Annotated in this window: 22 protein-coding genes and 2 pseudogenes; 15 read left to right on the top strand and 9 right to left on the bottom strand. The window is 73.9% G+C overall.

Annotated features, from left to right (window positions below; all coding sequences use genetic code 11):
- Nucleotides 1–78: 78 nt before the first annotated feature.
- The 6 genes from EIZ62_RS25635 (at nt 79) to EIZ62_RS25615 (ending at nt 6,301) form a co-directional block, all read left to right on the top strand.
- Nucleotides 79–2,124: a putative cobaltochelatase gene (locus EIZ62_RS25635; RefSeq protein ID WP_156695035.1), complete on the top strand. Its 2,046-nt coding sequence runs from the start codon at nt 79–81 to the stop codon at nt 2,122–2,124.
- Nucleotides 2,124–2,732, top strand: a complete 609-nt coding sequence (gene cobO, locus EIZ62_RS25630) for a cob(I)yrinic acid a,c-diamide adenosyltransferase (RefSeq protein WP_156695034.1) — start codon at nt 2,124–2,126, stop codon at nt 2,730–2,732. The genes EIZ62_RS25635 and cobO overlap by 1 nt, the downstream gene beginning before the upstream one ends.
- Nucleotides 2,726–4,075: a cobyrinic acid a,c-diamide synthase CobB gene (locus EIZ62_RS25625; RefSeq protein WP_156695033.1), complete on the top strand. Its 1,350-nt coding sequence runs from the start codon at nt 2,726–2,728 to the stop codon at nt 4,073–4,075. The genes cobO and EIZ62_RS25625 overlap by 7 nt, the downstream gene beginning before the upstream one ends.
- Nucleotides 4,076–4,107: 32 nt before the next feature.
- Entirely contained in the window at nt 4,108–4,491 is a 384-nt protein-coding gene (locus tag EIZ62_RS32570) for a cobalamin biosynthesis protein (RefSeq protein WP_425281846.1), read from the top strand.
- 78 nt (nt 4,492–4,569) lie between these two features.
- Nucleotides 4,570–5,637 carry an Rv2231c family histidinol phosphate aminotransferase CobC gene (cobC, locus tag EIZ62_RS25620; protein WP_244375967.1) on the top strand — a complete coding sequence of 356 codons (1,068 nt, stop codon included), beginning with the start codon at nt 4,570–4,572 and terminating at the stop codon, nt 5,635–5,637.
- Between the two features lie 196 nt (nt 5,638–5,833).
- Complete coding sequence (locus EIZ62_RS25615; RefSeq protein ID WP_208828043.1) at nt 5,834–6,301, top strand: hypothetical protein; 468 nt, start codon at nt 5,834–5,836, stop codon at nt 6,299–6,301.
- Between the two features lie 40 nt (nt 6,302–6,341).
- On the opposite strand, the gene EIZ62_RS25610 is transcribed toward EIZ62_RS25615, so the two are convergent.
- Entirely contained in the window at nt 6,342–7,286 is a 945-nt protein-coding gene (locus tag EIZ62_RS25610; protein WP_156695032.1) for an SCO1860 family LAETG-anchored protein, read from the bottom strand.
- Between the two features lie 337 nt (nt 7,287–7,623).
- Between EIZ62_RS25610 and EIZ62_RS25605 the strand changes: the two genes are divergently transcribed.
- Together EIZ62_RS25605 and EIZ62_RS25600 are read left to right on the top strand one after the other, a co-directional pair.
- Nucleotides 7,624–9,738, top strand: coding sequence for a penicillin acylase family protein (locus EIZ62_RS25605; protein WP_156695031.1), 2,115 nt, complete (start codon nt 7,624–7,626; stop codon nt 9,736–9,738).
- A complete protein-coding gene (locus EIZ62_RS25600; protein ID WP_156695030.1) occupies nt 9,725–10,291 on the top strand; it encodes a GNAT family N-acetyltransferase in 567 nt (188 codons plus the stop codon). The genes EIZ62_RS25605 and EIZ62_RS25600 overlap by 14 nt, the downstream gene beginning before the upstream one ends.
- Before the next feature lie 27 nt (nt 10,292–10,318).
- On the opposite strand, the gene EIZ62_RS25595 is transcribed toward EIZ62_RS25600, so the two are convergent.
- Nucleotides 10,319–11,404: an amidohydrolase family protein gene (locus tag EIZ62_RS25595; RefSeq protein ID WP_156695029.1), complete on the bottom strand. Its 1,086-nt coding sequence runs from the start codon at nt 11,402–11,404 to the stop codon at nt 10,319–10,321.
- A 76-nt stretch (nt 11,405–11,480) separates the two neighbouring features.
- On the opposite strand from EIZ62_RS25595, the gene EIZ62_RS25590 reads away from it, so the two are divergent.
- Nucleotides 11,481–12,584, top strand: coding sequence for a pyridoxal-phosphate-dependent aminotransferase family protein (locus EIZ62_RS25590; protein ID WP_156695028.1), 1,104 nt, complete (start codon nt 11,481–11,483; stop codon nt 12,582–12,584).
- 420 nt (nt 12,585–13,004) lie between these two features.
- Here EIZ62_RS25590 and EIZ62_RS25585 read toward each other — a convergent pair whose 3' ends face one another.
- Nucleotides 13,005–13,784 (bottom strand): NAD(P)H-dependent oxidoreductase, encoded by a 780-nt coding sequence (locus tag EIZ62_RS25585; protein ID WP_156695027.1) that lies wholly within the window; start codon nt 13,782–13,784, stop codon nt 13,005–13,007.
- A 138-nt stretch (nt 13,785–13,922) separates the two neighbouring features.
- Here EIZ62_RS25585 and EIZ62_RS25580 point away from each other — a divergent pair, with 138 nt between their 5' ends.
- Nucleotides 13,923–14,771: a helix-turn-helix transcriptional regulator gene (locus tag EIZ62_RS25580; RefSeq protein ID WP_156695026.1), complete on the top strand. Its 849-nt coding sequence runs from the start codon at nt 13,923–13,925 to the stop codon at nt 14,769–14,771.
- A gap of 176 nt (nt 14,772–14,947) precedes the next feature.
- Here EIZ62_RS25580 and EIZ62_RS25575 read toward each other — a convergent pair whose 3' ends face one another.
- Nucleotides 14,948–16,045, bottom strand: a complete 1,098-nt coding sequence (locus EIZ62_RS25575) for a LysR family transcriptional regulator (RefSeq protein ID WP_208828040.1) — start codon at nt 16,043–16,045, stop codon at nt 14,948–14,950.
- 577 nt (nt 16,046–16,622) lie between these two features.
- Between EIZ62_RS25575 and ectA the strand changes: the two genes are divergently transcribed.
- From ectA to thpD, 4 genes are all read left to right on the top strand, one after another.
- A complete protein-coding gene (ectA, locus tag EIZ62_RS25570; protein ID WP_208828038.1) occupies nt 16,623–17,168 on the top strand; it encodes a diaminobutyrate acetyltransferase in 546 nt (181 codons plus the stop codon).
- A gap of 152 nt (nt 17,169–17,320) precedes the next feature.
- Entirely contained in the window at nt 17,321–18,589 is a 1,269-nt protein-coding gene (gene ectB, locus EIZ62_RS25565; protein ID WP_156695025.1) for a diaminobutyrate--2-oxoglutarate transaminase, read from the top strand.
- A 32-nt stretch (nt 18,590–18,621) separates the two neighbouring features.
- Nucleotides 18,622–19,020 (top strand): ectoine synthase, encoded by a 399-nt coding sequence (locus EIZ62_RS25560; protein ID WP_156695024.1) that lies wholly within the window; start codon nt 18,622–18,624, stop codon nt 19,018–19,020.
- A gap of 3 nt (nt 19,021–19,023) precedes the next feature.
- Nucleotides 19,024–19,920 (top strand): ectoine hydroxylase, encoded by an 897-nt coding sequence (gene thpD, locus EIZ62_RS25555; RefSeq protein ID WP_156695023.1) that lies wholly within the window; start codon nt 19,024–19,026, stop codon nt 19,918–19,920.
- Nucleotides 19,921–20,037: 117 nt separating this feature from the next.
- Here thpD and EIZ62_RS25550 read toward each other — a convergent pair.
- From EIZ62_RS25550 to EIZ62_RS25535, 4 genes and pseudogenes are all read right to left on the bottom strand, one after another.
- Nucleotides 20,038–20,259 (bottom strand): annotated as a pseudogene (locus EIZ62_RS25550) (alkene reductase); the annotation flags it as partial.
- Between the two features lie 84 nt (nt 20,260–20,343).
- The gene (locus tag EIZ62_RS25545) at nt 20,344–21,387 is read right to left on the bottom strand and encodes an aminotransferase class V-fold PLP-dependent enzyme (protein ID WP_156695022.1); all 1,044 of its coding nucleotides are present in this window, start codon (nt 21,385–21,387) and stop codon (nt 20,344–20,346) included.
- Between the two features lie 56 nt (nt 21,388–21,443).
- A pseudogene (locus tag EIZ62_RS25540) lies at nt 21,444–22,143 on the bottom strand (DsbA family oxidoreductase).
- Between the two features lie 91 nt (nt 22,144–22,234).
- The gene (locus EIZ62_RS25535; protein WP_156695021.1) at nt 22,235–22,795 is read right to left on the bottom strand and encodes a dihydrofolate reductase family protein; all 561 of its coding nucleotides are present in this window, start codon (nt 22,793–22,795) and stop codon (nt 22,235–22,237) included.
- A 135-nt stretch (nt 22,796–22,930) separates the two neighbouring features.
- Between EIZ62_RS25535 and EIZ62_RS25530 the strand changes: the two genes are divergently transcribed.
- Entirely contained in the window at nt 22,931–23,527 is a 597-nt protein-coding gene (locus EIZ62_RS25530; protein ID WP_156695020.1) for a hypothetical protein, read from the top strand.
- Here EIZ62_RS25530 and EIZ62_RS25525 read toward each other — a convergent pair.
- Nucleotides 23,524–24,588, bottom strand: coding sequence for a class I SAM-dependent methyltransferase (locus EIZ62_RS25525; RefSeq protein ID WP_156695019.1), 1,065 nt, complete (start codon nt 24,586–24,588; stop codon nt 23,524–23,526). The two genes, EIZ62_RS25530 and EIZ62_RS25525, sit on opposite strands and share 4 nt — an antisense overlap.
- Between the last annotated feature and the right edge of the window lie 38 nt (nt 24,589–24,626).

The following is a 24,626-nucleotide window of genomic DNA, read 5'->3' as shown; positions in this document are numbered from 1 at the left end:
GGCCCCCCGCATCGCGTACGTCCCGGCCGGCAACTCCTCCGCGTCCGGAGGGAAACCACTCGAGGGAGTGATCACAGCATGAGCACCCGATACCCGTTCACCGCCGTCGTCGGCATGGACGACCTGCGGCTGGCGCTGCTGCTCAACGCGGTCAGCCCGGCGGTCGGCGGTGTACTCGTCCGGGGCGAGAAGGGCACGGCGAAGAGCACGGCGGTGCGGGCCCTGGCGGACCTGCTGCCCGAGGTGTCCGTCGTCGCGGGCTGCCGCTTCAGCTGTGACCCCGCCGCGCCCGATCCCGGCTGCCCGGACGGCCCGCACGGGACCGGCGCCGCGTCGGCCCGGGCGGCCCGCATGGTCGAGCTGCCCGTGGGCGCGTCGGAGGACCGGCTCGTCGGGGCGCTGGACATCGAGCGGGCGCTCGCCGAGGGCGTGAAGGCGTTCGAGCCGGGCCTGCTCGCCGCCGCGCACCGCGGGATCCTGTACGTCGACGAGGTCAACCTCCTGCACGACCACCTGATCGACCTGCTGCTCGACGCGGCCGCCATGGGCGCCTCGTACGTGGAGCGGGAGGGCGTCTCCGTACGGCACGCCGCGCGGTTCCTGCTGGTCGGGACGATGAACCCGGAGGAGGGCGAGCTGCGGCCGCAGCTGCTGGACCGGTTCGGGCTGACGGTGGAGGTGGCCGCCTCGCGGGAGCCGGAGCAGCGGGTCGAGGTGGTGCGCCGCCGTCTCGCGTACGACGACGACCCGGCCGGTTTCGCGGCCCGGTGGGCCGGCGAGGAGGCCGCGCTGCGGGAGCGGATCGTGGCCGCGCGGGCGCTGCTGCCCTCGGTGGTGCTGGGTGACGCGGCGCTGCGGCAGATCGCGGCGACGTGCGCGGCGTTCGAGGTGGACGGCATGCGCGCCGACATCGTGATGGCGCGGACGGCGACGGCGCTGGCCGCGTGGGCGGGGCGTACCGACGTCACGTCCGGCGACGTGCGGCAGGCGGCGCTGCTGGCGCTGCCGCACCGGCGTCGGCGCAACCCCTTCGACGCGCCGGGGCTGGACGAGGACAAGCTGGACGAGACGCTGGAGGAGTTCGGCGACGACGACCCGGATCCCGACCCGGGCCCCGGGGGCGGTCCCGACGGCGGCGGTCCCGGCGGTGGTGGTGTGCCTCCGCAGGGCGGGGAGCCGGAGAACGGGACGGACCGGGAGAGGCCGGATGGGACGTCCGAGGAGACGCCCGCGGAGCCTCCCGCAGGGGCGCCCGCACCGGCGCCCGGCGCGGGCGGCGGTTCCGAGCAGGCGCCCGTGAAGGCTGCCGAGCCGTTCCGCACCAAGGTGCTGAGCGTGCCGGGTCTCGGCGAGGGCGCGTCGGGCCGGCGCTCCCGTGCCCGTACCGAGCACGGACGGACGACCGGGGCGCGGCGGCCGAAGGGGACGCTGACCAAGCTGCACCTGGCGGCGACCGTGCGGGCGGCCGCCCCGCACCAGCGGGCGCGCGGCCGGTCCGGCGCCGGGCTGGTCGTACGGCGGGACGATCTGCGGCAGGCGACGCGCGAGGGGCGCGAGGGGAACCTGGTGCTGTTCGCGGTGGACGCGTCCGGTTCCATGGCGGCCCGGCAGCGGATGGGCGCGGTCAAGGGCGCCGTGCTGTCGCTGCTGCTGGACGCCTACCAGCGGCGCGACAAGGTCGGACTGGTGACCTTCCGCGGCGCGTCGGCCGAGCTCGCGCTGCCGCCCACGTCGTCCGTCGACGCGGCCGCCGCACGGCTGGAGCAGCTGCCGACCGGCGGGCGCACCCCGCTCGCGGCCGGGTTGCTGAAGGCGCACGACGTGCTGCGCGTGGAGCGGTTGCGCGACCCGGCGCGCCGCCCGCTGCTGGTGGTCGTCACGGACGGCCGGGCGACCGGCGGGCCGGAGCCGGTGGCGCTGGCCGCGCGGGCGGCCGGCCTGCACGCGGCGGAGGGCACCGCGTCGGTGGTCGTGGACTGCGAGACGGGGCCGGTACGGCTGGGGATGGCGGCCGAACTGGCCCGCGCCCTCGGCGGCACCGCCGTCACGCTCGACGAGCTGCGGGCGGACGCCATCGCCGGCCTCGTGAGGGATGTCAGGGCAACTACCGGGAGGGCCGCTTAATGCCGCAGGGACAGCCGACCGTCGTACCGGACGACGGTCTCACCACCCGTCAGCGCCGCAACCGGGCGCTGGTCATGGTGCACACGGGTATCGGCAAGGGGAAGTCGACCGCCGCGTTCGGGATGGCGCTGCGCGCCTGGAACCAGGGCTGGCCGGTCGGGGTGTTCCAGTTCGTCAAGTCGGCGAAGTGGAAGGTCGGCGAGGAGAACGCGCTGAAAGCGCTCGGCGAGACCGGCAAGGGCGGGACCGTCACCTGGAACAAGATGGGTGAGGGCTGGTCCTGGATCCAACGCGATCCCAAGGACGGCGAGCAGTCGCACGAGGACAAGGCGCGCGAGGGCTGGGAGCAGGTCAAGCGGGACCTCGCCGAGGAGCGGTACAAGTTCTACGTCCTCGACGAGTTCGCCTACCTGCTGCACTGGGGCTGGATCGACACGGCCGAGGTCGTCGAGGTGCTGCGGAACCGGCCCGGTCAGCAGCACGTGGTGATCACCGGCCGCAACGCGCCCGCCGAGCTGTGCGAGTTCGCCGACCTGGTCACCGACATGTCGAAGGTCAAGCACCCCATGGACGCGGGTCAGAAGGGCCAGCGGGGCATCGAGTGGTAGCACGTCTCGTCATCGCCGCGCCCTCGTCGGGCGCGGGCAAGACCACGGTCGCCACCGGCCTGATGGCAGCGTTCGCCGGCCGTGGTCTCGCGGTGTCCCCGCACAAGGTGGGCCCCGACTACATCGACCCGGGCTACCACGCTCTCGCCACCGGCCGCCCGGGCCGCAACCTCGACGCCTTCATGTGCGGTACGGGCCTGGTCGCGCCGCTCTTCGCGCACGGTGCGCGCGGCTGCGACCTGGCGGTCGTGGAGGGCGTGATGGGGCTGTACGACGGTGCCGCCGACCAGGGCGAACTGGCGTCCACGGCGCAGGTGGCCAAGCTGCTGAAGGCGCCGGTGGTGCTGGTGGTGGACGCCTCCTCGCAGTCGCGGTCGGTGGCGGCGCTGGTGCACGGGTTCGCGTCGTGGGACCCGGAGGTGCGGATCGGCGGGGTGATCCTCAACAAGGTGGCCACCGACCGGCACGAGCACCTGCTGCGGGAGGCCCTCGGCGAGTCGGGTGTGCCGGTGCTGGGTGTGCTGCGCCGTGCCCCGGCGGTGGAGACCCCGTCGCGGCACCTGGGTCTTGTGCCGGTCGCGGAGCGGCAGGCCGCGGCGGTGGAGGCGGTCGCCGCGCAGGCGGAGCAGGTGCGGGCGGGGTGCGACCTGGAGGGTCTGCTGGCGCTGGCGCGGTCGGCGCCGCCGCTGCCGGACGCGCCCTGGGAGCCGTCGCTGGAGCCGGTCGCGGGCCGGCCGGTGGTGGCCGTCGCCGGCGGGGCCGCGTTCACCTTCTCGTACGCGGAGCACGCGGAGCTGCTGTCGGCCGCGGGCGCGGAGGTGGTGCCGTTCGATCCGCTGCGGGACGAGGAGTTGCCCGAGGGGACGGCCGGGCTGGTGATCGGCGGCGGGTTCCCGGAGGTGTACGGGGCGGAGCTGTCGGCGAACGCGCGGCTGCGGAAGGCCGTCGCGGAGCTGGCCGCGTCCGGTGCGCCCGTCGCCGCCGAGTGCGCCGGGCTGCTGTACCTGGCCCGGTCGCTGGACGGGCAGCCGATGTGCGGGGTGCTGGACGCGGAGGCGCGGATGTCGCGGCGGCTGACGCTGGGCTACCGGGACGCGGTGGCGATCGGCGACAGCCCGCTGGCGGCGGCCGGGACGCGGATGCGGGGGCACGAGTTCCACCGCACGGTGATCGAGCCGGGCGCGGGCGAGGTGCCCGCGTGGGGGCTGCGGCAACCGGAGCGCCGGGTGGAGGGCTTCGTACGGGGCGGGGTGCACGCGAGTTATGTGCACACGCACTGGGCGGGCGTACCGGAGACGGCACGGCGGTTCGTGGAGCACTGCGCGGGGCTTGGCGCGCCGTGACGGTGGTCGTGGGGGTCGGGGCGGGGCGGGGCGTGTCCGTCTCCGCCGTGCTGGGGCTGATCGAGGTGAGCCTGCGGGAGGCGGGGCTGGACCTGTCCTCGGTGGGTGAGCTGGCGACGGTCGACGGCAAGGCGGACGAGGCGGGGATCGTCGCGGCGGCGGCGCGGCTGGGCGTGCCGCTGCGGACGTATCCGGCGCGGGAGTTGGCGCTGGTCGCCGTCCCGCACCCGTCCGCCGAGGTCCTCGCGGTGGTGGGGACGCCGTCGGTGGCGGAGGCGGCGGCGCTGGCGGGCGGGGGCGAACTGCTCGTCGCGAAGCGCACGTCGGGGAAGGGGCGGGTGACATGCGCGGTGGCGCGCAGGCGGTTGTTGAATGTGGGTCTCGGGTACACCGGTGGGGAGACACCGGAGTGTTAGACCCTGGTCATGGAGCGCTTCCGGGGGACCTCGCGTCCCCCGTCCCCCACCCCCCACTTCACCCACACGCTGGCGGCCATGTATACGCACACCGACACTCATGATCTGCGGCACCACGGTGACGCGGAGGTCCGGGACGAGAAGCTGACCGATCTCGCGGTCAACGTACGGACGAACACCCCTCCGGACTGGCTCCGCGAGCGGATCGCGGCCTCGCTGACCGGGCTCGCGGCCTACCCGGACGGCCGGGCGGCGCGGGCGGCGGTCGCGGCGCGGCACGATCTGCCGGTGGAGCGGGTGCTGTTGACAGCCGGCGCGGCGGAGGCGTTCGTGCTGCTGGCGCGGGCGCTGCCGGTGCGGCGGCCGGTGGTGGTGCACCCGCAGTTCACGGAGCCGGAGGCGGCGCTGCGGGACGCGGGGCACGAGGTGCGGCGGGTACTGCTGCGCGAGGAGGACGGGTTCCGGCTGGATCCGGGGGCGGTGCCGGACGACGCCGACCTGGTGATGGTCGGCAACCCGACGAATCCGACGTCGGTGCTCCACCCGGCCGCGCTGCTGGCGCGGCTGGCCCGCCCGGGGCGGACGCTGGTGGTGGACGAGGCGTTCATCGACGCGGTGCCCGGGGAGCGGGAGGCACTGGCGGGCCGTACGGACGTACCGGGCCTGGTGGTGCTGCGCAGCCTCACCAAGACGTGGGGGCTGGCCGGGCTGCGGATCGGCTACCTGCTGGCCGAGCCGGAGACGGTGGCGGTGCTGGAGCGGGCGCAGCCGCTGTGGCCGGTGTCCTCGCCGGCGCTGGCGGCGGCCGAGGCGTGCATGTCGCGGGCGGCGCTGGCGGAGGCGGAGCACGCGGCGCACCGGACGGCGGTGGAGCGGGCGCATCTGCTGGCGGGGCTGGCGGAGTTCGACGAGGTGCGGGCGGTGACGGCCGCGGAGGGCCCGTTCGTGCTGGTCCGCATGGCGGGCGCGGACGCGGTACGGGAACGCCTGCGGTCGCTGGGGTTCGCGGCGCGGCGCGGCGACACCTTCCCGGGGCTCGGCCCGGAGTGGCTGCGACTCGCGGTCCGGGACCGGGCGACGACGAACCGATTCCTCCAGGCGCTGGACCAAGCACTGGTGATGGCGGGCCACGCGCGGAGCGGTTGAGGGAGGTGGGGGTCTGGTGCGGCGGGTGAACCGGCGGCCCTGCGGGTGAACCGGGCGCACCGGGCGCGGTGCGCCGCCGGGGCGTGCGCCGGGCGCGCCGGGCCGCCGGGGTGAACCTCGTGCGACCGGCTGCGGCGCGCTCGCGCGGGCCGCTACGTTCGCTTCCGTCGACGACGGCACGTGACGGGGAGGCGCTGTGGCGGACTACGGCCGCGACGAGGACGAGTGGGCCCGACTGGTGGACGCCGGGCGGGCGTTCCTCGTCGAGCGTGCCGCTCTGCGGACGCTGACGACGTACACCGAGCTCAACGCGACGCTGGTGCGCCGCACCGGCCTGCGCGGCTTCGACTTCACGCACGCCGAGGGGCGCGCCGCGATGGGGCACCTGCTCTTCCTGATCGTCCAGGACTACGCCGCGGACGAGGCCCGGATCGCGCCGGGGCGGCCGCGGGCGATGCTCTCGGCGCTGGTCTGCTACCTCAACGCCAACAACGCGGGGCCCGGCTTCTACGCGCTGGCGCAGGAGCGCGAGCTGCTGGGTCGCGGCGCGTCGGCGCTCGCCCGGGAGAAGTTCTGGCTCGACCAGCTCCAGGAGTTGTACGCGCGGCACGGGCGGCGCCGCGGTGTCGGCGCCGGGGCGGGGCGCGGGGCTCCGGTCGGTTAGGGCGCCCCGCCCGTCGGCCGGCGGGCGGGGCGTACCGGCGTCAGCCGCGTCCGCGGGCCGCGCGGGCGCGGCGGGTGAGGGCCAGGGCGCCGGCTCCGGCGGCGAGCAGGGCGAGGGAGCCGCCCGCCAGGTAGGTCGTCATCGAACTGCCGCCCGTCTCCGCGAGGTTGGTTTCGGTGGGCCGCCCGGCCGTCTGGGGCTGGGCGTCCGCGGGCCTGGCCTGGGCGGGTTCGGCGGGCGGGGCCGCGGCCTTCGGGGGCGCCGCGGGGGTCTCGCAGGTGGCTTCGGCGAGCGTGACCGTGCCGGTGACGTCCGCGACGTTCGCCTTGAGCGGGTTCACCGACACCGTGAGGGCGAGGGCGGTGGCAGCGGCGGAGCGGGTGGTGGTCCGCGTGCCCGACAGGTCGAGCGTGACCTCGCCGGCGCCGGGGACCTCGACTCTCGTGGGCCCGCCGGTCGTGAGCGTGACGCGCTTGCCGAGGACGGTGACGGTGCCGAGGACGTTCGCTTCGGCGACCGGCTGCCGGCCGGTCTCGCAGAGCGCGCGGGCGGTGACCTTCTCGACCTCGATCAGCGACAGCAGCGGGAGGCCGGGGACGTGGAGTTCGGCGTGGGCGAGTTCGGCGCGTCCTTCCGCGCGGCGCTGGGCGGTGGTCGCCTCTGCGGTGGCGACGTCCGCCTTCAGCACGCTGACCGGCCGGCCCTGTTCGACGCCGTCGAGGGTGACGGTGAGCGCGGTCCTGCGGGCGCTCGCGGGCGCCCGCACCTCGTTGAGCGTCGCCTTGAGCGGTACGTGCACGGTCTTGTCGAGCAGGGCGACGTCGAGGTCGGTGCGGAGCACGACCGCGCTCGCGCGCCCGTCTCCCCCGCCGGTGGCGTGCGCCGGAGGCGCGGCGAGCAGCGCGGGTCCGGCGGCGAGGGTCACGGCGGCCGCGGCGGTGAGGGTGCGGCGACGGGCGGACGGGCGCATGGTGTTGCTGTTCACGGTGGTGGAACCCCCACGGGAGACATGGCGTCGCCGGCCCCCCGGCTCACGGGAACAGATGAGCGGCGGCGACGTGGGACACCGGAATTTTTACGCACGGAGAGTGAACTGGCGGAAACCTGACGTGAGTTCACCCCAAAGGGGGGTTTCCGTTCCCATATTCGAATCTTTCAGCACGGGCGTTCGCCACATTCCCACCGGTCACGCGGTGGCATGAAAAGGTCTCAACGAGCAGCCGGGCCCTACCGTCACGGTGCGTCAACACGGTGGCGAATTGCTTCTCGACACACCCGTGTTTTAAGTTAGGGCAGCCTAACCTAAAGAGATCGGGACAAGTGTGAGCATCGAGGTCTACCGGGACACCTGGGGCATCCCGCATCTCCGCGCCGCCGACGCGCTGGAACTGAGTTACGCGCAGGGGCGCACCACCGCGCTGGACCGGGCCTGGCAGCTGGAGGTGGAACGGCACCGCGCCCAGGGCACGACGGCCGCCTTCCTGGGCGCCGAGGCCGTCGACTGGGACGTCTTCGCCCGCCGCGCCCGGCTCGCCGACACCGCCCGCCGCTGCTTCGACGCGCTGGACGAGCCGACCCGTAGCTGGGTGTGCGCGTACGTGGACGGGGTCAACGCCGGGCTCGCGGCCGGCGCCCGCCGCTCACCCGAGTTCTCCGCCACCGGGCTGGCCCCCGGGCGGTGGGAGCCCTGGACCCCGCTCGCCGTGTGGCTGTCGACGCACATCCTGTTCGCGGGCTTCCCCACCAAGCTGTGGCGCGACCACGTCGCCCGCCGGCTCGGCGAGGAGCACGCCGAGCTGTTCGCCACCGACGCCCCCGGCACCACCGGCAGCAACGGCTGGCTGGTGACCGGCGACCGCACCGCCACCGGGGCGGCGATCATCGCGGGCGACCCGCACCGGTTCATCGAGGCGCCCGGCGTGTACCAGCAGATCCGGCTGGCTTGCCCGGAGTTCGACGTCGTCGGTCTCGCCGTGCCCGGTGTCCCCGGCCTCGCCCACTTCGGGCACACCGGCTCCGTCGCCTGGGCGATCACCAACGCCATGGCCGACTACCAGGACCTGTACCGCGAGCGGCTGCGGCGCACCGACGACGGTGCGGTCGAGGCGCTCGGGCCGGACGGCTGGACGCCGGCCCGCGCCCACACCGAGACGATCGAGGTGAAGGGCGGCGAGCCGGTCGAGGTCGAGGTCGTCGAGACCGCGCGCGGACCGGTGGTCATCGACGGGCCCGACGACGTCATCAGCCTGCGCTACCCGCCCCGCGTCACCCGCGAACTCGGCTTCGCCACCCTCCCCGCGCTGCTGGCCGCCCGTACCGTCGCGGACGTGGACCGGGCGTTCGACCACTGGGTGGAGCCGGTCAACGTCCTCCAGGCCGCCGACACCGAGGGCGGCACCCTCCACCGGGTCGCCGGGCACGTCCCGCAGCGCGGCCGCGACAACCGGCTGCGCGTCGTCCCGGCGTGGGAGCCCGGTCACGAGTGGCACGGCGCCCACGACCCGATGCCCCGCGAACCGGTCGACGACGTCGCCGTGATGGCCAACGCGCGGGGCCTGGCGTCCCCGCTGGGCGTCGAGTTCGCGCCCCCGCACCGGGCGAACCGCATCGCCCAGCTCCTGACCGGCCGCAAGGGCTGGACCGCCCCCGACATGGCCGACGTCCACACGGACACCCACCTCGCGTCGGCCCGCCCGCTGCTCACGCTGCTCGCGGCCCTGCCCGACCTCGGCCTGGAGGCGCGCGAGGTGCGCGACCGGCTGCTGTGCTGGAACCGCCGCATGAGCGCCGACAGCACGGACGCGGCGCTGTTCGCGGCCGTACGCGGCGCGGTCGTACGCCGCCTCGCCCAGCACCCGGCGCTCGCCGTGCTCGCCGAACCGCCCGCGTACCCGGCCGTCTTCCGGCCCTGGCTCGCACTGGTCCCGCGCGTCGCGTACGCCCTGGAGACCCTGCTGACCGGCGGGCCGGTGCCGGAGGCCGACCGGCTGGCGGCGGTCCGCGGCGCCCTGGAGGAGGTGGCCGCCGCCCCGCCCACCGAGCCCTGGGGCACCACGCACCGCCTCGCCCCCTGGGCCGCCCTGCCCGACGGCGACGAGGACCGCGCGGAAGGGGACGGCGCGGACGCGGACGGCGGGCACGGGTACGGCGCGGGCGTCTGGCCGGGCCTGGACGGCGACCACGACTGCGTCCTGTCCACCTCCAGCGTCCCGGGCGTCACCGACCTCAGCCTCCGCGGCCCGGCCGCCCGTTACGTCTGGGACCTGGCCCGGCGCGAGGACAGCCTCTGGGTGGTGCCCCTCGGCGCCTCGGGCGTCCCCGGCGACCCGCACCGGCGCGACCAGCTGCCCCTGTGGCTGCGGGGCGGGCTCGCCCCCGTCATCACCGACTGGAACCAGCTCACCGAGGAGCCCGAGGACCACCATGACCACCACTGAGTGCGTGTACGAGCGATCCGTCGACGGCTTCGGGACGGTCCGCGTCGTCCGCGTCGACCCGGCCCGTGACGCGGAACTGCTGCACGGCTGGGTCAGCGAGGAGCGCGCCCGGTTCTGGGGCATGCGGGGGGCGGGCCCGGACGACGTACGGGAGATCTACGCGCACCTCGACTCGCTCACCACCCACCACGCGTTCCTGGCGTACCACGACGGCGAACCGGCCGCGCTGTTCCAGACCTACGAGCCGGCGGCCGACCGCGTCGGCGAGTGCTACGACGTGCGGGAGGGCGACATCGGCGTCCACCTGCTGATGGCGCCCGCCGACACCCCGGTGCCGGGGTTCTCGCGGCACATGGTGTCGGTGCTGGTGTCGTTCGCGCTGACCGGCCACGAGCGGGTCCTCGCCGAGCCGGACGCCGCCAACGCCAAGGCGATCGCGCTGCTGGAGCGCAGCGGCTTCGAGCGGGGGCCGGAGGTGGTCCTGCCGGAGATCGTGCTGCCGGAGGTGCACCTGCCCGAGAAGCGCGCCCTGCTGCTGTTCCACGGCCGGTGAGCCCCACCGCCGCGGGGGCCGTGTCCGTCAGCCGACGACACGGCCGTTGACGATCACCCTGCGCGGCGCCGCGAGCACGCGGACGTCGGCGCGCGGGTCCTCGTCGTAGACGACCAGGTCCGCCGGGGCGCCCTCCTCCAGGGCCGGGCGCCCCAGCCAGGCCCTCGCCCCCCAGGACGTGGCCGACAGGGCTTCGAGCGGCGGGATGCCGGCCGTGACGAGTTCGGCGACCTCGGCGGCGACCAGGCCGTGGGCCAGGGAGCCGCCCGCGTCGGTGCCGACGAACACGGGGACGCCCGCGTCGTACGCGGCGCGCACGGTGTCGTACCGGCGCTCGTGCAGCCGCCGCATGTGGTCGGCCCAGCGCGGGAACTTGGCCTCTCCCCCGGCGGCGAGCCGCGGGAAGGTGGCGATGTTGACGAGGGTCGGCACGATGGCGACACCGCGCTCGGCGAAGAGCGGGATGGTGTCCTCGGTCAGGCCCGTGGCGTGCTCGACGCAGTCGATCCCGGCCTCGACCAGGTCCCGCAGCGACTCCTCGGCGAAGCAGTGGGCGGTGACGCGCGCGCCCAGCCGGTGGGCCTCCGCGATGGCCGCCTCGACCTCGGCGCGGGGCCAGCAGGCGCCGAGGTCCCCGGTGCTCCGGTCCAGCCAGTCACCGACCAGCTTGACCCAGCCGTCGCCGCGCCGCGCCTCCCGGCCGACGTACTCGACCAGGTCGGCGGGCTCGATCTCGTGGGCGTAGTTGCGGATGTAGCGGCGGGTGCGGGCGATGTGCCGGCCGGCACGGATGATCTTCGGCAGGTCGTCGCGGTCGTCGATCCAGCGCGTGTCGGCCGGGGACCCGGCGTCCCGGATCAGCAGCGTGCCCGCGTCCCGGTCGGTGAGGGCCTGCTTCTCGCTGGTCTCCGCGTCCACCGCCCCGTGGGCGTCCAGTCCCACGTGGCAGTGCGCGTCGACCAGTCCGGGCAGCGCCCAGCCCGTCACCGTCCTGATGTCCCGTGCGGCGGCCGGGCGTTCGTAGGTGACGCGCCCGTCGACCACCCACAGCTCGTCCCGGACGTCCTCCGGGCCGGCCAGGACCCGCCCCGTCACATGCAGCACCACGCTCATGTCGAGCACTCTACGAGGGCACACGTACCCTCGGCCAAGCAGATCCTTACGTGAACGCGACCGAAGAGAGCCACCCGTGACGCACCCCCTCCTCGACCTGGCCCCGCTGACCGCCGACCGCTTCGCGGCGATCGAGCGCCGCGTGGCCGCGCTGCTGGACACCGAGCAGGACGTGGTCGTCACCCAGGGCGAGGCGTTGCTGCCGCTGGAGGGCTGCATCCGCAGCGGCGCCCGGCCCGGCTCGACCGCGCTGAACGTGGTCACCGGCCCGTACGGGCAGACCTTCGGCGACTGGCTGCGCGACTGCGGCGCCACGGTGGTGGACCTGAAGGTGCCCTTCCACACGGCGGTGACCGCGGACGCGATCGCGGAGGCGCTGGAGCGGCACCCGGCGATCGACTTCGTGTCCCTGGTGCACGCCGAGGCCGCGACCGGCAACACCAACCCGGTCGCGGAGATCGGCGAGGTGGTACGGGCGCACGGCGCGCTGTTCTACCTGGACGCGGTGGCGTCGATCGGCGCCGAGCCCGTCCTGCCGGACGCGTGGGGCGTCGACATGTGTGTCATCGGCGCGCAGAAGGCGATGGGCGGCCCGGCGGGCGTCTCGGCGGTGTCGGTCAGCACGCGCGCGTGGGAGCGGTTCGCGGCCAACCCGGCGGCACCGCGCCGCTCGTACCTGTCCCTGCTGGACTGGAAGGAGCGGTGGATCGACGGCGGCCGCAAGGCGCTGCTGCACGCCCCCGCGCAGCTGGAGATGCTGGCGCTGGAGGCGTGCCTGGAGCGCATCGAGGCGGAGGGCCTGGACGCGCTGATGGCCCGGCACGCGTCGGCCGCCGCGGCGACCCGGGCGGGCGCGCTCGCGCTCGGCGGCGCCCTGGAGCCGTACGTGTACGAGGCGAAGGACGCCGCCCCGGTGGCGACCACGCTGCGGACGACGGGCGGGGTGGACGCGTCGGCGCTGGTGCGCGAGGCGCTGGCGGCAGAGCCGTCGCTGCCGCTGGCCGCGGGCGGCGGCGCGCTCGCCAAGGAGATGGTCCGGGTCAACCACTACGGGCCGGACGCGGACCGGGGCGTCGTGGAGTCCTCACTGGCCGCGCTCGGCGCCGCCCTGGGCCGGCTGACCGGCACGCCGGTGGACGTGCCGGGCGCCCGCCGCGCGGTCACCGAGACGTGGGCGTAACGGCGCCTGACCGCGCGGGGCGGCCGTGAGGGCTTGGTGCACGCCCCGGGGGACGGCTCACGTGGGCGTGACGGCCGCCCCGGCGGGGGCGGCGGCGCCTGACGCGTAACGGCGCTCGGCGGCACGCGGTACGGGTGGCGGGCGCGTTCGTACCCGGTGGCTCTGTCCACGAGAACGGACAGCGACACACACCGCTTCCGGAGGCACCTCCACCGGCGGCTGTTCGACGTTCGCGCGAATGAGCAGCACGCTGTCCGCACCCGCCGGGCCCGCCCGTACGTGTGCTTGTGTCGCGGGACGGAATCCGTCACGCCGGTCACCGCACTGAAGGCGCGGGGGTGCACCGCCCCGAAGGGGGCGGTGCGGCCCCGGACTGCTCCCGGGTCCGCGCGTCGGCTCGTCCGGTTCCATCGCTGGCGGTCAGCCGCGCACGTGCAGCCCGAAACCCGTGCGCCCCGCGGGTTCCAGTCCTTCCTTCAGATTCAGTGAGGGGATCTCGTAGTCGCCGAAGTTCTGCCGCCGGAACGCGATCGGCTCGGTCGACTCCAGGGTGAGCAGGCGCTGCTCCCATGCCTTGGCGACGTCCGCGTAATCGTCGCCGGTCATCCGGTCCGCGCCGTACAGCACGAACGGCGGCAGCACCTCGATGCCCGGGTAGTAGAGGATGCCGTGCTGCATCGGGAACAGCAGATCGTCGATGGGGCCGTTGATCCCGCGAGCGCCGTAGTGCGACTCCGGGCCGCCGACGGTCACTGACAGCAGGGCCCTCCTGCCCGCGAGGGTGCCCTCGCCGAAGCGTTCGCCGTACTTGGTGTCGCTGTGCTCGCCCACGCCGTAAGCGAAGCGGTAGGTGAACACCCGGTCCACCCAGCCCTTGAGGATCGCGGGCATCGTGTACCACCACAGCGGGAACTGGAAGATGATCGTGTCGGCCCACAGCAGCTTCTCCTGCTCGTCGAGGACGTCCGCGGTGAGCGTCCCGGAGTCGAAGGCCCGGCCCGAGTCCAGGGCGACCTTCAGTGGACGTGAGGCCTCGGGGCCGTAGTCCGCGGCGTCGACGACCGCCTTCCAGTTCATCGCGTACAGATCGCTCACCCGCACCTCGTGCCCGGCGTTCAACAGCGTGGACACCGCGAGGTCCTTCAGCGAGCCGTTGAGCGACTTCGCCTCCGGGTGGGCGTAGACGATCAGCGTCTTCATGGGAACTCCTTCGGATCGGATGCCTCCGATCCTGGGCGCCGCGCCGCCCGGCGTTCAGGGGCTCCTCATCCGTCGGACCGGACTTCCTGGTAACGGCAGGACCACCCTCACGGGCACAGCCGAGGCCATACTGAGCACATGGATGATCTTGCGGGTTTCCTGCGGACGCGGCGTTCCCGGGTCGACCCGGCGGCCGCCGGCGTCCCCACCGACCGCCGCCGCCGGGTCGAAGGGCTGCGCCGCGAAGAGGTCGCGCACCTGTCCGGCGTCAGCGTCGACTACTACGTCCGCCTGGAGCAGGGCCGCGCGACCCAGCCGTCCGAGCAGGTCCTCGACGCCCTCGCCCGCGTCCTCGGCCTCGACGAGACCGAACGCGGGCACCTCCACCGGCTCGCGCGGCAGCGCCGCCACCGCGCGAAAGCACCGGGCGGGCGGGTCCGGCCGGAGCTGTTGCGGGTCCTCGGTCTGGTCGCCGACGCACCCGCGCTGATCACGAACCACCAGCTGGACGTGCTCGCCGGGAACCGTCTCGCCGGGCTCCTTTACGGCCGGCCGTTGCCGGGCCTGAACACAGCCCGGCACATCTTCCTCGAGGAAGCCGAGCGGGGCCTCTACGCGGACTGGGAGAAGTGCACTCTCGACGTGGTCGGGCACCTGCGCCTGGCCGCCGGCAAGTACCCCGAGGATCCCCGCCTGGCCTCACTCATCGGCGAGCTGGCGATGGGCAGTGAACGCTTCCGCCGCCTCTGGGCCCGCGCGGACGTGCGCGCCCGCACACATGGACGCAAGGCGTACCAGCACCCCCTGGTCGGACTGCTGGAACTGCACCAGGAGAACTTCGCGCTGCCGGATGAATCAGGCATCGAGCTACTGGTGCTGTCCGCGCCCCCCGGCAGCCCCGCCGAGGACGGACTGCGCCTGCTCGCCGGCCTGGGCGCTGACAACGGCGATACGCATCCCCCAGTGAACGCCCAGATCCGCGAGTAGCTCTACGCCCCCCACCGCCGGGCCGGCGCCGGCCCCCACCACACAGGAAGCCGGGGTGGTACCGGCCGCTGTCGTGTCCGCTGGACAGTTCGATTTCCATGTGCGGCGGGGTGCCTCCCGAAGTGCCGTACGTCCGCTGTCCGTTCTCGTGGACAAGGCCATACCCGACGGACGGCTCACGTGGGCGTGACGGCCGCCCCGGCGGGGGCGGCGCCCTCGCGGCCGGCGCCCATGGCGGCGACGGCGGCACCCGGGGTGACGCCGCCCCCGGACGCGACGACCGCCGACACGACCGTCCTCGCCACCGCCGCGTCCCTGGCCGTCACGGCGGGCTCGCGCACCGCGACGCGGCCGTCCACCGCTCGGCCGCCTACGGCGTTGTCGCCCGGGGCGTGGCCGCTGGCGGTGGCCAGGGCGTCGAGCAGGGCCTGTACGGGCGGGGTGAGGGGCCGCCCCGCCGGTACGGCCAGCGAGACCGGGACGGCGAGGCCCGGCAGGACGCGGAAGGTGATCCGGGCGGTCGGCGGCAGCGGGCCGACCGGGTAGAACACGGTCCACGACGGTTCGGGGTGGGCGGCCAGCTCGGCGAGCGTGTCCTGGAGGGTGGTGAACGGCGGGCCGGGCGTCCAGGCCGGGAGCGCTGAGGTCACCAGGTCGTGGAAGGCGGGGTTCGCGGCGCGCGGCGCGAGGCGCAGGGGCAGCCGCGCGAGCCGTTCGAGGCTCAGGGGCTCGTCGTCGGCGAGGCCGAGCGCGGCGGCGTGGGCCGCGGGGAGCGCGGCGATCAGGGGCTCGGTCCACAGCGGGTGCAGGGTCACGCCGTCGGCGCGCCGCACGGTGCGGACCAGGGCGGCGTCGAAGATCCCGGAGCGTACGGCCGCGAGGCGGGCCTCCTGGGGCGCCCTCTCCAGGCGCACCCGCAGTCCGGGGCGGCGGGCGGCCAGCGTGTCCAGGGTGCGGTAGACGCGGTCGGCGAAGGCCCGGGTGGTGCCGAGCCGTACGAGCCCCTCCGTTCCCGCGGTGATCCCGGCGGCGGTGTCCCGGACCCGGGCGGCGGCGGCGAGCGCGGCGCGGGCCTCGGGCAGCAGCCGCTCGCCGGCGGCGGTGAGCCGGACGTACCGGCTGGTGCGGTCGAACAGCCGCAGCCCCAGCTCGCGTTCGAAATCGGCGATCCGCCGGCTCACCGAGGCCTGGACGGTCTGCAGCCGCTCGGCGGCGCGGGCGAAGCCCAGCTCCTCCGCGACCGCGACGAAGTACTCCAGCTGACGCAGCTCCACTGCCCGCTCCCCCACCCATCGCCGTTGATGATGACCCTGCTCGTCAACCGCATCCCGGTCGCGGCTTCTTCCCGCCATGTACGTGATTCCGGCGCACACCCGGCGTCGAAACACAGGTACGGGCGACGAGGCCCGAATCACTCATCCGGTCGTGCCGCCGCCCCGCCGGGGGGCGCGGGACGGGGCGAACCGGGCGGGGCTCCCGGCCGTAAGGGAAAGAGATGACGTCCACAGATGACGTCCACTTCACAGGAATTGAGAATCGGCATTGATACTGGAATACCTACGGGTGTTTTATGGAGCGTAGCTCCCCGCACTCTTCTGCCCCGTTTTCCAGGACCTAAACACAAAGATTTCATAAGGGCGTCGCGGGCAATTCGGGCACCCGTCAAGCCGCTTAGCGGGATGTGACCGAATCCACATCGCGCCCGTTTTGCCAGTAAATATCCGGGCAAATAGCGGCGATCGGTGGGTCAGCCCCGCATGAGTTCGCGCCCGCGCGATAACACAGGTCAGGCCGTCACCCAACCCCTCACCCCGATGCAATTTCAGAAATTGCTGGGTAAGTTCAATCCGCATGACCGCCGCACAAGCCGACCTTGCAGGTGCCCGAAACGAATTCGACCGACAGGCCGCCCCGGCCATCGGTATCGACAGCCCGCGAGTGGAGGACGGAGCCGCGATATGGCGCATAGCCCGTGACTCCGAGGTCCTGGACCTCAACTCCTCGTACAGCTATTTGCTGTGGTGCCGCGACTTCGCCGCCACGTCCCTGGTGGCGCGCGGCGCCGACGGGGAGCCGATCGCGTTCGTCACGGGCTACATCAGGCCGCAGAGCCCGCAGACGCTCGTCGTCTGGCAGGTGGCCGTGGACCGGGCGCACCGTGGGCAGGGGCTCGCCGGTGTGCTGCTGGACGCGCTGACCGCGCGCGTCGCCGGATCGGGCGTCCACACCGTGGAGACCACGATCACGCCGGACAACACCGCGTCCGACCGGCTCTTCACCTCCTACGCGGAGCGCCGGGGCGCGTCCCTGGAGCGAGAGGTCCTCTTCGACGGAGGGCTGTTCCCCGAGGGGACGCACGAGCCCGAGGTGCTCTACCGCATCAGCCCGATCGTCTGAGCGCACCGTTCGCCCGAACACCCCGCTCGGGCGTCCGAACACCGATCGGCTGAGCGCGCCCCTTCGTCCGGGCGCACCCGCTCGCCGACCCGCACGCCCGACCCGCACGCCGACCGCACGTCCGAGACACCCCCACGAGGAGACGAACCGCCGTGACCATCACCCCGCCCGCCCTGAGCGTCTTCGAGACCGTGGAGTCGGAGGTGCGCAGCTACTGCCGCGGCTGGCCCGCCGTCTTCGACCGCGCGCAGGGCGCACGCCTCACGGACGAGGACGGCCACACCTACCTCGACTTCTTCGCCGGTGCCGGCTCACTCAACTACGGGCACAACAACCCCGTACTGAAACGCGCCCTGCTCGACTACCTCGAGCGCGACGGCATCACCCACGGCCTGGACATGGCGACGACCGCGAAACGCGCGTTCCTGGAGTCGTTCCAGAACGTGATCCTGCGGCCGCGCGACCTGCCGTACAAGGTCATGTTCCCCGGCCCGACGGGCACCAACGCCGTGGAGGCCGCGCTGAAGCTGGCCCGGAAGGTGAAGGGACGCGAGTCGATCGTGTCGTTCACCAACGCCTTCCACGGCATGTCGCTGGGCTCGCTGGCCGTGACCGGCAACGCGTTCAAGCGCGCCGGCGCCGGCATCCCGCTGGTGCACGGCACCCCGATGCCGTTCGACAACTACCTCGACGGCCAGGTCCCGGACTTCCTGTGGTTCGAGCGCCTCCTGGAGGACCAGGGTTCCGGGCTGAACAAGCCGGCCGCCGTGATCGTCGAGACCGTGCAGGGCGAGGGCGGCATCAACGTGGCCCGGCCCGAGTGGCTGCGCGCGCTGCGGGAACTGTGCGACCGGCAGGACATGCTGCTGATCGTCGACGACATCCAGATGGGCTGCGGCCGTACCGGTGCCTTCTTCTCCTTCGAGGAGGCGGGCATCACCCCCGACATCGTCACCCTGTCGAAGTCCATCAGCGGGTACGGCCTGCCGATGTCGCTGTGCCTGTTCATGCCGGAGCTCGACGTGTGGGGCCCGGGTGAGCACAACGGCACCTTCCGCGGCAACAACCCGGCCTTCGTCACCGCCACCGCCGCGCTGGACACCTACTGGGCGGACGGCCAGATGGAGAAGCAGACCATCGCGCGCGGCGAGCAGGTCGAGCAGGCGCTGCTCGCCATCTGCGACGAGAACTCCGCCTACGGCGCCCACTTCCGGGGCCGCGGCCTGGTCTGGGGCATGGAGTTCACCGACAAGTCCCGCGCCACGGCGGTCTGCGCCCGCGCCTTCGAGCTGGGGCTCCTCGTCGAGACCTCCGGCCCGCAGAGCGAGGTCGTCAAGCTGCTGCCGTCGCTGACCATCACGCCCGACGAGCTGGACGAGGGACTGCGGACGCTGGCCCGCGCGGTCCGCGAGACCGCCTGAGTCCCTCCGCTACGAAAGGAAGTTGCACCACCGTGATCGTCCGATCGTTCAAGGACATCGAGAACACCGACCGCCACGTCAAGGCCGCCTCCGGCACGTGGGAGTCCAAGCGCATCGTCCTCGCCAAGGAGAAGGTCGGCTTCTCCCTGCACGAGACCGTGCTGTACGCGGGGACCGAGACGTCCATGTGGTACGCCAACCACATCGAGGCCGTGCTCTGCGTGGAGGGCGAGGCCGAGCTGACCAACGACGAGACGGGCGAGACGCACTGGATCGAGCCGGGCACCATGTACCTGCTCGACGGCCACGAGCGCCACACCATGCGCCCGAAGACCGACTTCCGGTGCGTGTGCGTCTTCAACCCTCCTGTCACCGGGCGGGAGGACCACGACGAGAACGGTGTCTACCCGCTGCTCACGGAGGAGGGCTGAATCATGACCACGACCACCACCGCCACCCCCACGACCGCCGTGCGGGACCTGTACCCCACCCGAGGCGCCTCCGAGATCGTCACCCCGCGCCAGGACCCGGTCGTCTGGGGTCCCGCGACGTCGCCGGAGCTCCAGTCCTTCGAGCGTGACGGCTTCCTGGCAGTCGACCAGCTGATCACGCCGGACGAGGTCACCGTCTACCGCGACGAGCTGGAGCGGCTGGTCCGCGACCCGGCGGTCCGTGCCGACGAGCGCTCGATCATCGAGCCGCAGTCGCAGGACGTGCGGTCGGTCTTCGAGGTCCACCGGATCAGCGACGTCTTCGCGCGGCTGGTGCGCGACGAGCGCGTGGTGGGCCGGGCGCGCGAGATCCTCGGCTCGGACGTGTACGTCCACCAGTCGCGGATCAACGTGAAGCCGGGCTTCGGCGCCTCGGGCTTCTACTGGCACTCGGACTTCGAGACCTGGCACGCGGAGGACGGGCTTCCGCGGATGCGGACCGTGTCCGTGTCGATCGCGCTGACCGAGAACCTCGACACCAACGGCGGCCTGATGATCATGCCGGGGTCGCACCGGACGTTCCTGGGCTGCGCGGGCGAGACGCCGAAGGACAACTACAAGAAGTCCCTCCAGATGCAGGACGCGGGCACCCCGTCGGACGAGGCGCTGACGAAGTTCGCGGACGCGCACGGCATCCGGCTGTTCACCGGCAAGGCCGGCTCGGCGACCTGGTTCGACTGCAACGCCATGCACGGCTCCGGGGACAACATCACCCCGTATCCGCGCAGCAACGTGTTCATCGTGTTCAACAGCGTGGAGAACACGGCGGTGGAACCGTTCGCGGCCCCGGTCCGGCGGCCGGAGTTCATCGGGGCGCGGGACTTCACCCCGGTGGGGTGAGCCGGCGCACCACGGGCGCGGAGGGGCGGGACCGGATGCGGTCCCGCCCCTCGCGGCGTCCGGACGGCCGGTGAGCAGGGCGCCATGTCAGCCGGCCGCATGCCAGCCGGCCCCCTGTCAGCCGGTCAGGGCCGGGGGGCCGGTCAGCCCGGGGTAGTCCGTGTAGCCGCGGTGGTCGCCGCCGTAGAAGGTGGCGGTGTCCGGCGTGTTGTACGGGCCGCCGGCCTTGAGGCGGGCCGGCAGGTCAGGGTTGGCGAGGAACAGGGCGCCGAACGCCACGAGGTCGGCCGTGCGGCCCTCGATGAGGGTGAGGTCCCCGGCGCTGGTGGGGCCCGACGAACGCGCCGAGCTGGGACGGCTGCTGGGCAGGATCGAGGCCAACCTGTGCAAGGAGGCGCCGGGCTGCCCCGGGGCGCCGGACGGTCAGGACAGCACGTCGAGCGCCCGGTCCACGTCGGCGGCCGAGTTGTAGAGGTGGAAGGCGGCCCGGAGGTTGCCGGCGGGGGCGGAGACGACGACCCCCGCCGCCGCCAGCTCGGCCTGGCGCCCGCCCAGCCCCGGGACGGCGACCACGGCCGAGTCGCCGGGCACCGGCCGGTGGCCGAGCCGGACCAGGCCGTCCCGGAAGCGGGCGGCGAGCGCCGTGGCGTGGGCGTGCACGGCGTCCACGCCGATCTCGCCGAGCAGCGCCAGGGACCGCTCGGCGCCGTGGTACGCGAGGAAGCCGGGCGGCTCGTCGTAGCGGCGGGCGGTGCCGGCGAGCCGGACCGCCGGGCCGTACGGGTCGCCCAGGTCCTCGGCCGCGATCCAGCCCGCGTGGACGGGCACCAGCGACTCCTGGGCCTCCTCGGTGACGGTCAGGAACGAGGCGCCCCGCGGGCACATCAGGAACTTGAAGCCACCGGTCACGGTGTAGTCGTACGCCCCGGCGTCCAGCGGCAGCCACCCCGCCGACTGGGTGGCGTCCAGGAGCGTACGGGCTCCATGGGCGGCCGCCGCCCCCCGTACCGCCGCCATGTCGGCCACGCGGCCGTCCGCCGACTGTACGGACGAGAAGGCGACGAGCGCCGTCCCCGGCCGTACCGCGTCCGCCAGGTCGTCCAGCGGCACGAACCGCGTCTTCAGGTCGCCGCGCACCGCGAACGGCGTGATCAGCGAGCCGAAGTCGCCCTCGACGAAGAGGACTTCCGCCCCGGGCGGCAGCGAACTCGCCACCAGTCCCACGTGCACGGCCACCGAACTGCCCACGGCGACCCGGTCGGGCCCCACGCCCGCCAACCGGGCGAACCCGCCGCGGGCGCGGTCCACGACCGCGAAACTCCCCGACCCGCCCGTCGTCCCCGCGGCCAGTCCCTCCGCCAGCGCGGTCACCGCGGCGACCGTGCGGCGGGGCAGCAGCCCGCACTTGGAGGTGTTCAGGTACGTCGTGCGGGGCGCGAACTCGTCGCCGCCGAGAGGGGTTTCCATGCCCCCACCCTCTGTCGCGGACCGCGCCCGGTCAATCGGGTACCGCCGCCCGTACCTCAGACCTCGCAGGTCCCGTCCGTGTCACAGGCCGCCGCCCCGGCGCCGGCCGGCTGGACCTCCCGGCCCTCCCAGGCCTGCTCCAGCGCCCGGGTGAAGACCTCGGCGGGCTGCCCGCCGGACACGCCGTAGCGCCGGTCGAGGACGAAGAACGGCACGCCCGTGGCGCCCAGCTCCGCAGCCTCGCGCTCGTCGGCCCGTACGTCCTCGGCGTAGGCGGTCCCGTCGGCCAGGACGCGCCGCACCTCGTCCTCCGGGAGCCCCGCCCCGGCACCCAGGTCGGCCAGGACGCCGGGGTCGAAGACGGACCGCTCCTCGGCGAAGTTCGCCCGGTAGGCGAGGTCGAGCAGGGCGTCCTGGCGGCCGTGGACCTTGGCGAGGTGCAGCAGCCGGTGGATGGCGAAGGTGCTCCCGTGGTCCCGCCCCTCGGTGCGGTACTCCAGGCCCTCGGCGCGTGCGGTCGCGGCCACGTGCCTCCTCCATGGCCCGGGCCTCCTCGCGGGTACGCCCGTACTTCTCCGCCAGCATGTCGATCACCGGCGCGGTGTCGCCCTCGGCCCGCCCCGGGTCGAGCTCGAAGGACCGGTGCACCACCTCGACCCCGTCCCGGTGGGCGAAGGCGGCGAGCCCCTTCTCGAAGCGGGCCTTCCCGATGTAGCACCACGGGCAGGCGATGTCGCTCCAGATCTCGACGCGCATGTCTCTGTTCTCTCCGGCTCATGAGGGGGGCAGGTGCGGAGGCGTCCTCCGCTCCCGCTCCCAACCGGCCCGGGCGCCGGTTCATTCCCGGTCAGGCCCGCTCGTAGCGGAGCAGGACGACGCCGTTGCCGAAGGTGCGCGTCCCGGCGGGCCGCAGGGTGGTCCAGGTGTCCTCCTCGTGGAACATGCGCCTGCCCCGGCCGAGGAGGACGGGGTGGACGTAGACGCGGTACTCGTCGATCAGGTCGTACCGCCGGAACGCCGCAGCCAGGTCGGCGCCGCCCACCACCAGGCCGTCCGGGTGCCGCTCCTTGAGCGCAGCGACGCCCTCGGGGTCGACCCGCCGCAGGACGGTGGTGTTCCAGCCGGCCTCCTGGAGCGTGCCGGAGTAGACGTACTTGGGCTTGTCGCGCCAGATCCGGGCGAACTCGGCCACGGTCGGGGAGGCGTCCGGGTCGGCGTCGGCGGTCGGCCAGAAGTCCGCCATCAGCTCGTAGGTGACGCGGCCGTGGACGAAGGCGCCGAGCGCGCCGAGTTCCTCGTTGAAGTGGCGGTGCAGCTCCTCGTCGACCGTGTGCCAGTCGATCTCGCGGTTCGGGCCCTCCATGAAGCCGTCCACGGACACCGACATGGACATAATGATCTTTCCCATCGCGCTCCCTCACGTCCTTCGCGGCCGTCGCGTCTTCGCGTCCCTGACGTCTGAGTACGGGTACTCACGACGATCGCCGCTCCGGGGCCCGATAATCGTCCGGCCCGCCGTGCCGTACCCCCGAGGGAGTGACCCGTGAGACGTCTGCTGCTGCCCGTCGCCGCTGTGGGGCTGCTCCTGCTGACCGGATGCGGTACGGAACGGGTGTCGGCGGGGTCCTCCGCCGGTGCCTCCTCCGCCGGTGCGTCCTCCGCCGGTTCGCCCTCCCCGGACCGCTCGGCGCAGCGCGAGGCCGCGCTCGCCGAGCACGCCGAGCGCTTCCCGGGCGTCGGGGAGCGGTGTGCGGACGCCCGGCCGAGCCCCTCCGCCCCTTCCGCCGTGGCCACGGAGCCGTACGACCCGGAACGGGCCAAGTACGCCGAGAACAACGCGTTCAAGCAGGAGCTGCCGATGCGCCCGGACGCCGAGTGCCGGGGACGCGCCCACGCCGGCCGGATCGCCGAGGGCCTCGCGGGAGTGCGCGACGGTCAGGGACTGCGGGCCGCGCTGGAACGGCTCGGCTACCCGGCGGACCACGTCGAGGTGTACGGCACGGGGGCGGACGTCCGCTTCAGCGTGATGGTCCCCGGCGTCGGCCCGTGCGTCTCCGGCCTCCTCGGCCCGCCCACGAGCGCCGAGGCCCACGGCCCGTACATGGAGGGCGGTTGCGTGAAGCCACGCGGCGGTCACTAGAGCTTGGCGACGTAGTACACGTTCAGCGGGTCGCCCTCGACCGACCGGACCTCGACGTCGGTGAAGCCCGCCTCGCCGAGCATCCGGCGGGCGGTCTGCTCGCCCCAGACGGTGCCGAGGCCCGCGCCGCCGGTGCTCAGCGAGGTGGTCATGCAGTAGAAGACCGAGACGCCGAAGAGGGTGGGCCCGAAGGGGTGGCCGATGTTGTCCTCCAGGTTGCTGGAGGCGGCGATGTCGCCCATCAGGAAGACCCCGCCGTCGCGAAGCGCGCCCGCGACGGCGTCGAGGGTCTCCTGGGGGCGGGCCAGGTCGTGGATGACGTCGAACGCGGTGACGACGTCGTACCGCCCCGGGATCTGCGTGGAGTCGCCCACGACGTAGCGGAGGTTGTCCAGGGAGCGCCGCTCGGCCTCGTGGCGGGCGAACGCGATGGCGTCCTCCGACTGGTCCAGGCCGTGGAAGCGGCTGCGCGGGAACGCCTCGGCCAGGACGAGCGGGGCGTGACCCCGGCCGGTGCCCACGTCCAGCACGTCGACGCCCTCGCGCAGCCGCTCGGCGAGGCCCGGGGCGAGCGGGACGATGGTGTCGACGAGCGCCGCGTCGTACACCCGGGCCGTCTCCTGGGCCTGGAGCTCCTGGAAGCGCGGGTACGCCGTGTACGGGACGCCGCCGCCGTCCCGGAAGGCCGCGACGACGCGCTGCTCGACCTCGCCCATCAGGGCGATGTAGGGCATCATCCCGGCGAGGTTGTCGGGGCCGCCGGCCGTGGTGAGCGAGGCGGCGTGCTCGGGGGGCAGCCGGTAGGTGGCGTCGGCCGGGTCGTACTCGAGGATGCCGCCCACGACCATGCCGCCGAGCCACTCGCGCACGTACCGTTCGTCGAGGTGCGCCGCGCGGGCGATGCCGGTGCTCGTGGCGGGCGGCAGGGCTCTCATGGTGTCGAACAGGCCGGTCTGGTGCCCGACGCTGACGAGGAGGGCCAGCGCGCCCTTGTTGAGGATGTCGACCATGTGGCCGGCGAACGCCTCCTGGCGGGACCGGTCGGGCTCCGGGGTGGTCATGGCGCCTCCTCGGCGATACGGTCCGGTTCGCCCCCGTC

The sequence above is a fragment of the Streptomyces ficellus genome, from assembly GCF_009739905.1.
Taxonomy (GTDB): domain Bacteria; phylum Actinomycetota; class Actinomycetes; order Streptomycetales; family Streptomycetaceae; genus Streptomyces; species Streptomyces ficellus_A.
The sequence above is the reverse complement of the archived record's forward strand: the minus strand, read 5'-3'. Positions and strand labels throughout refer to the sequence as shown.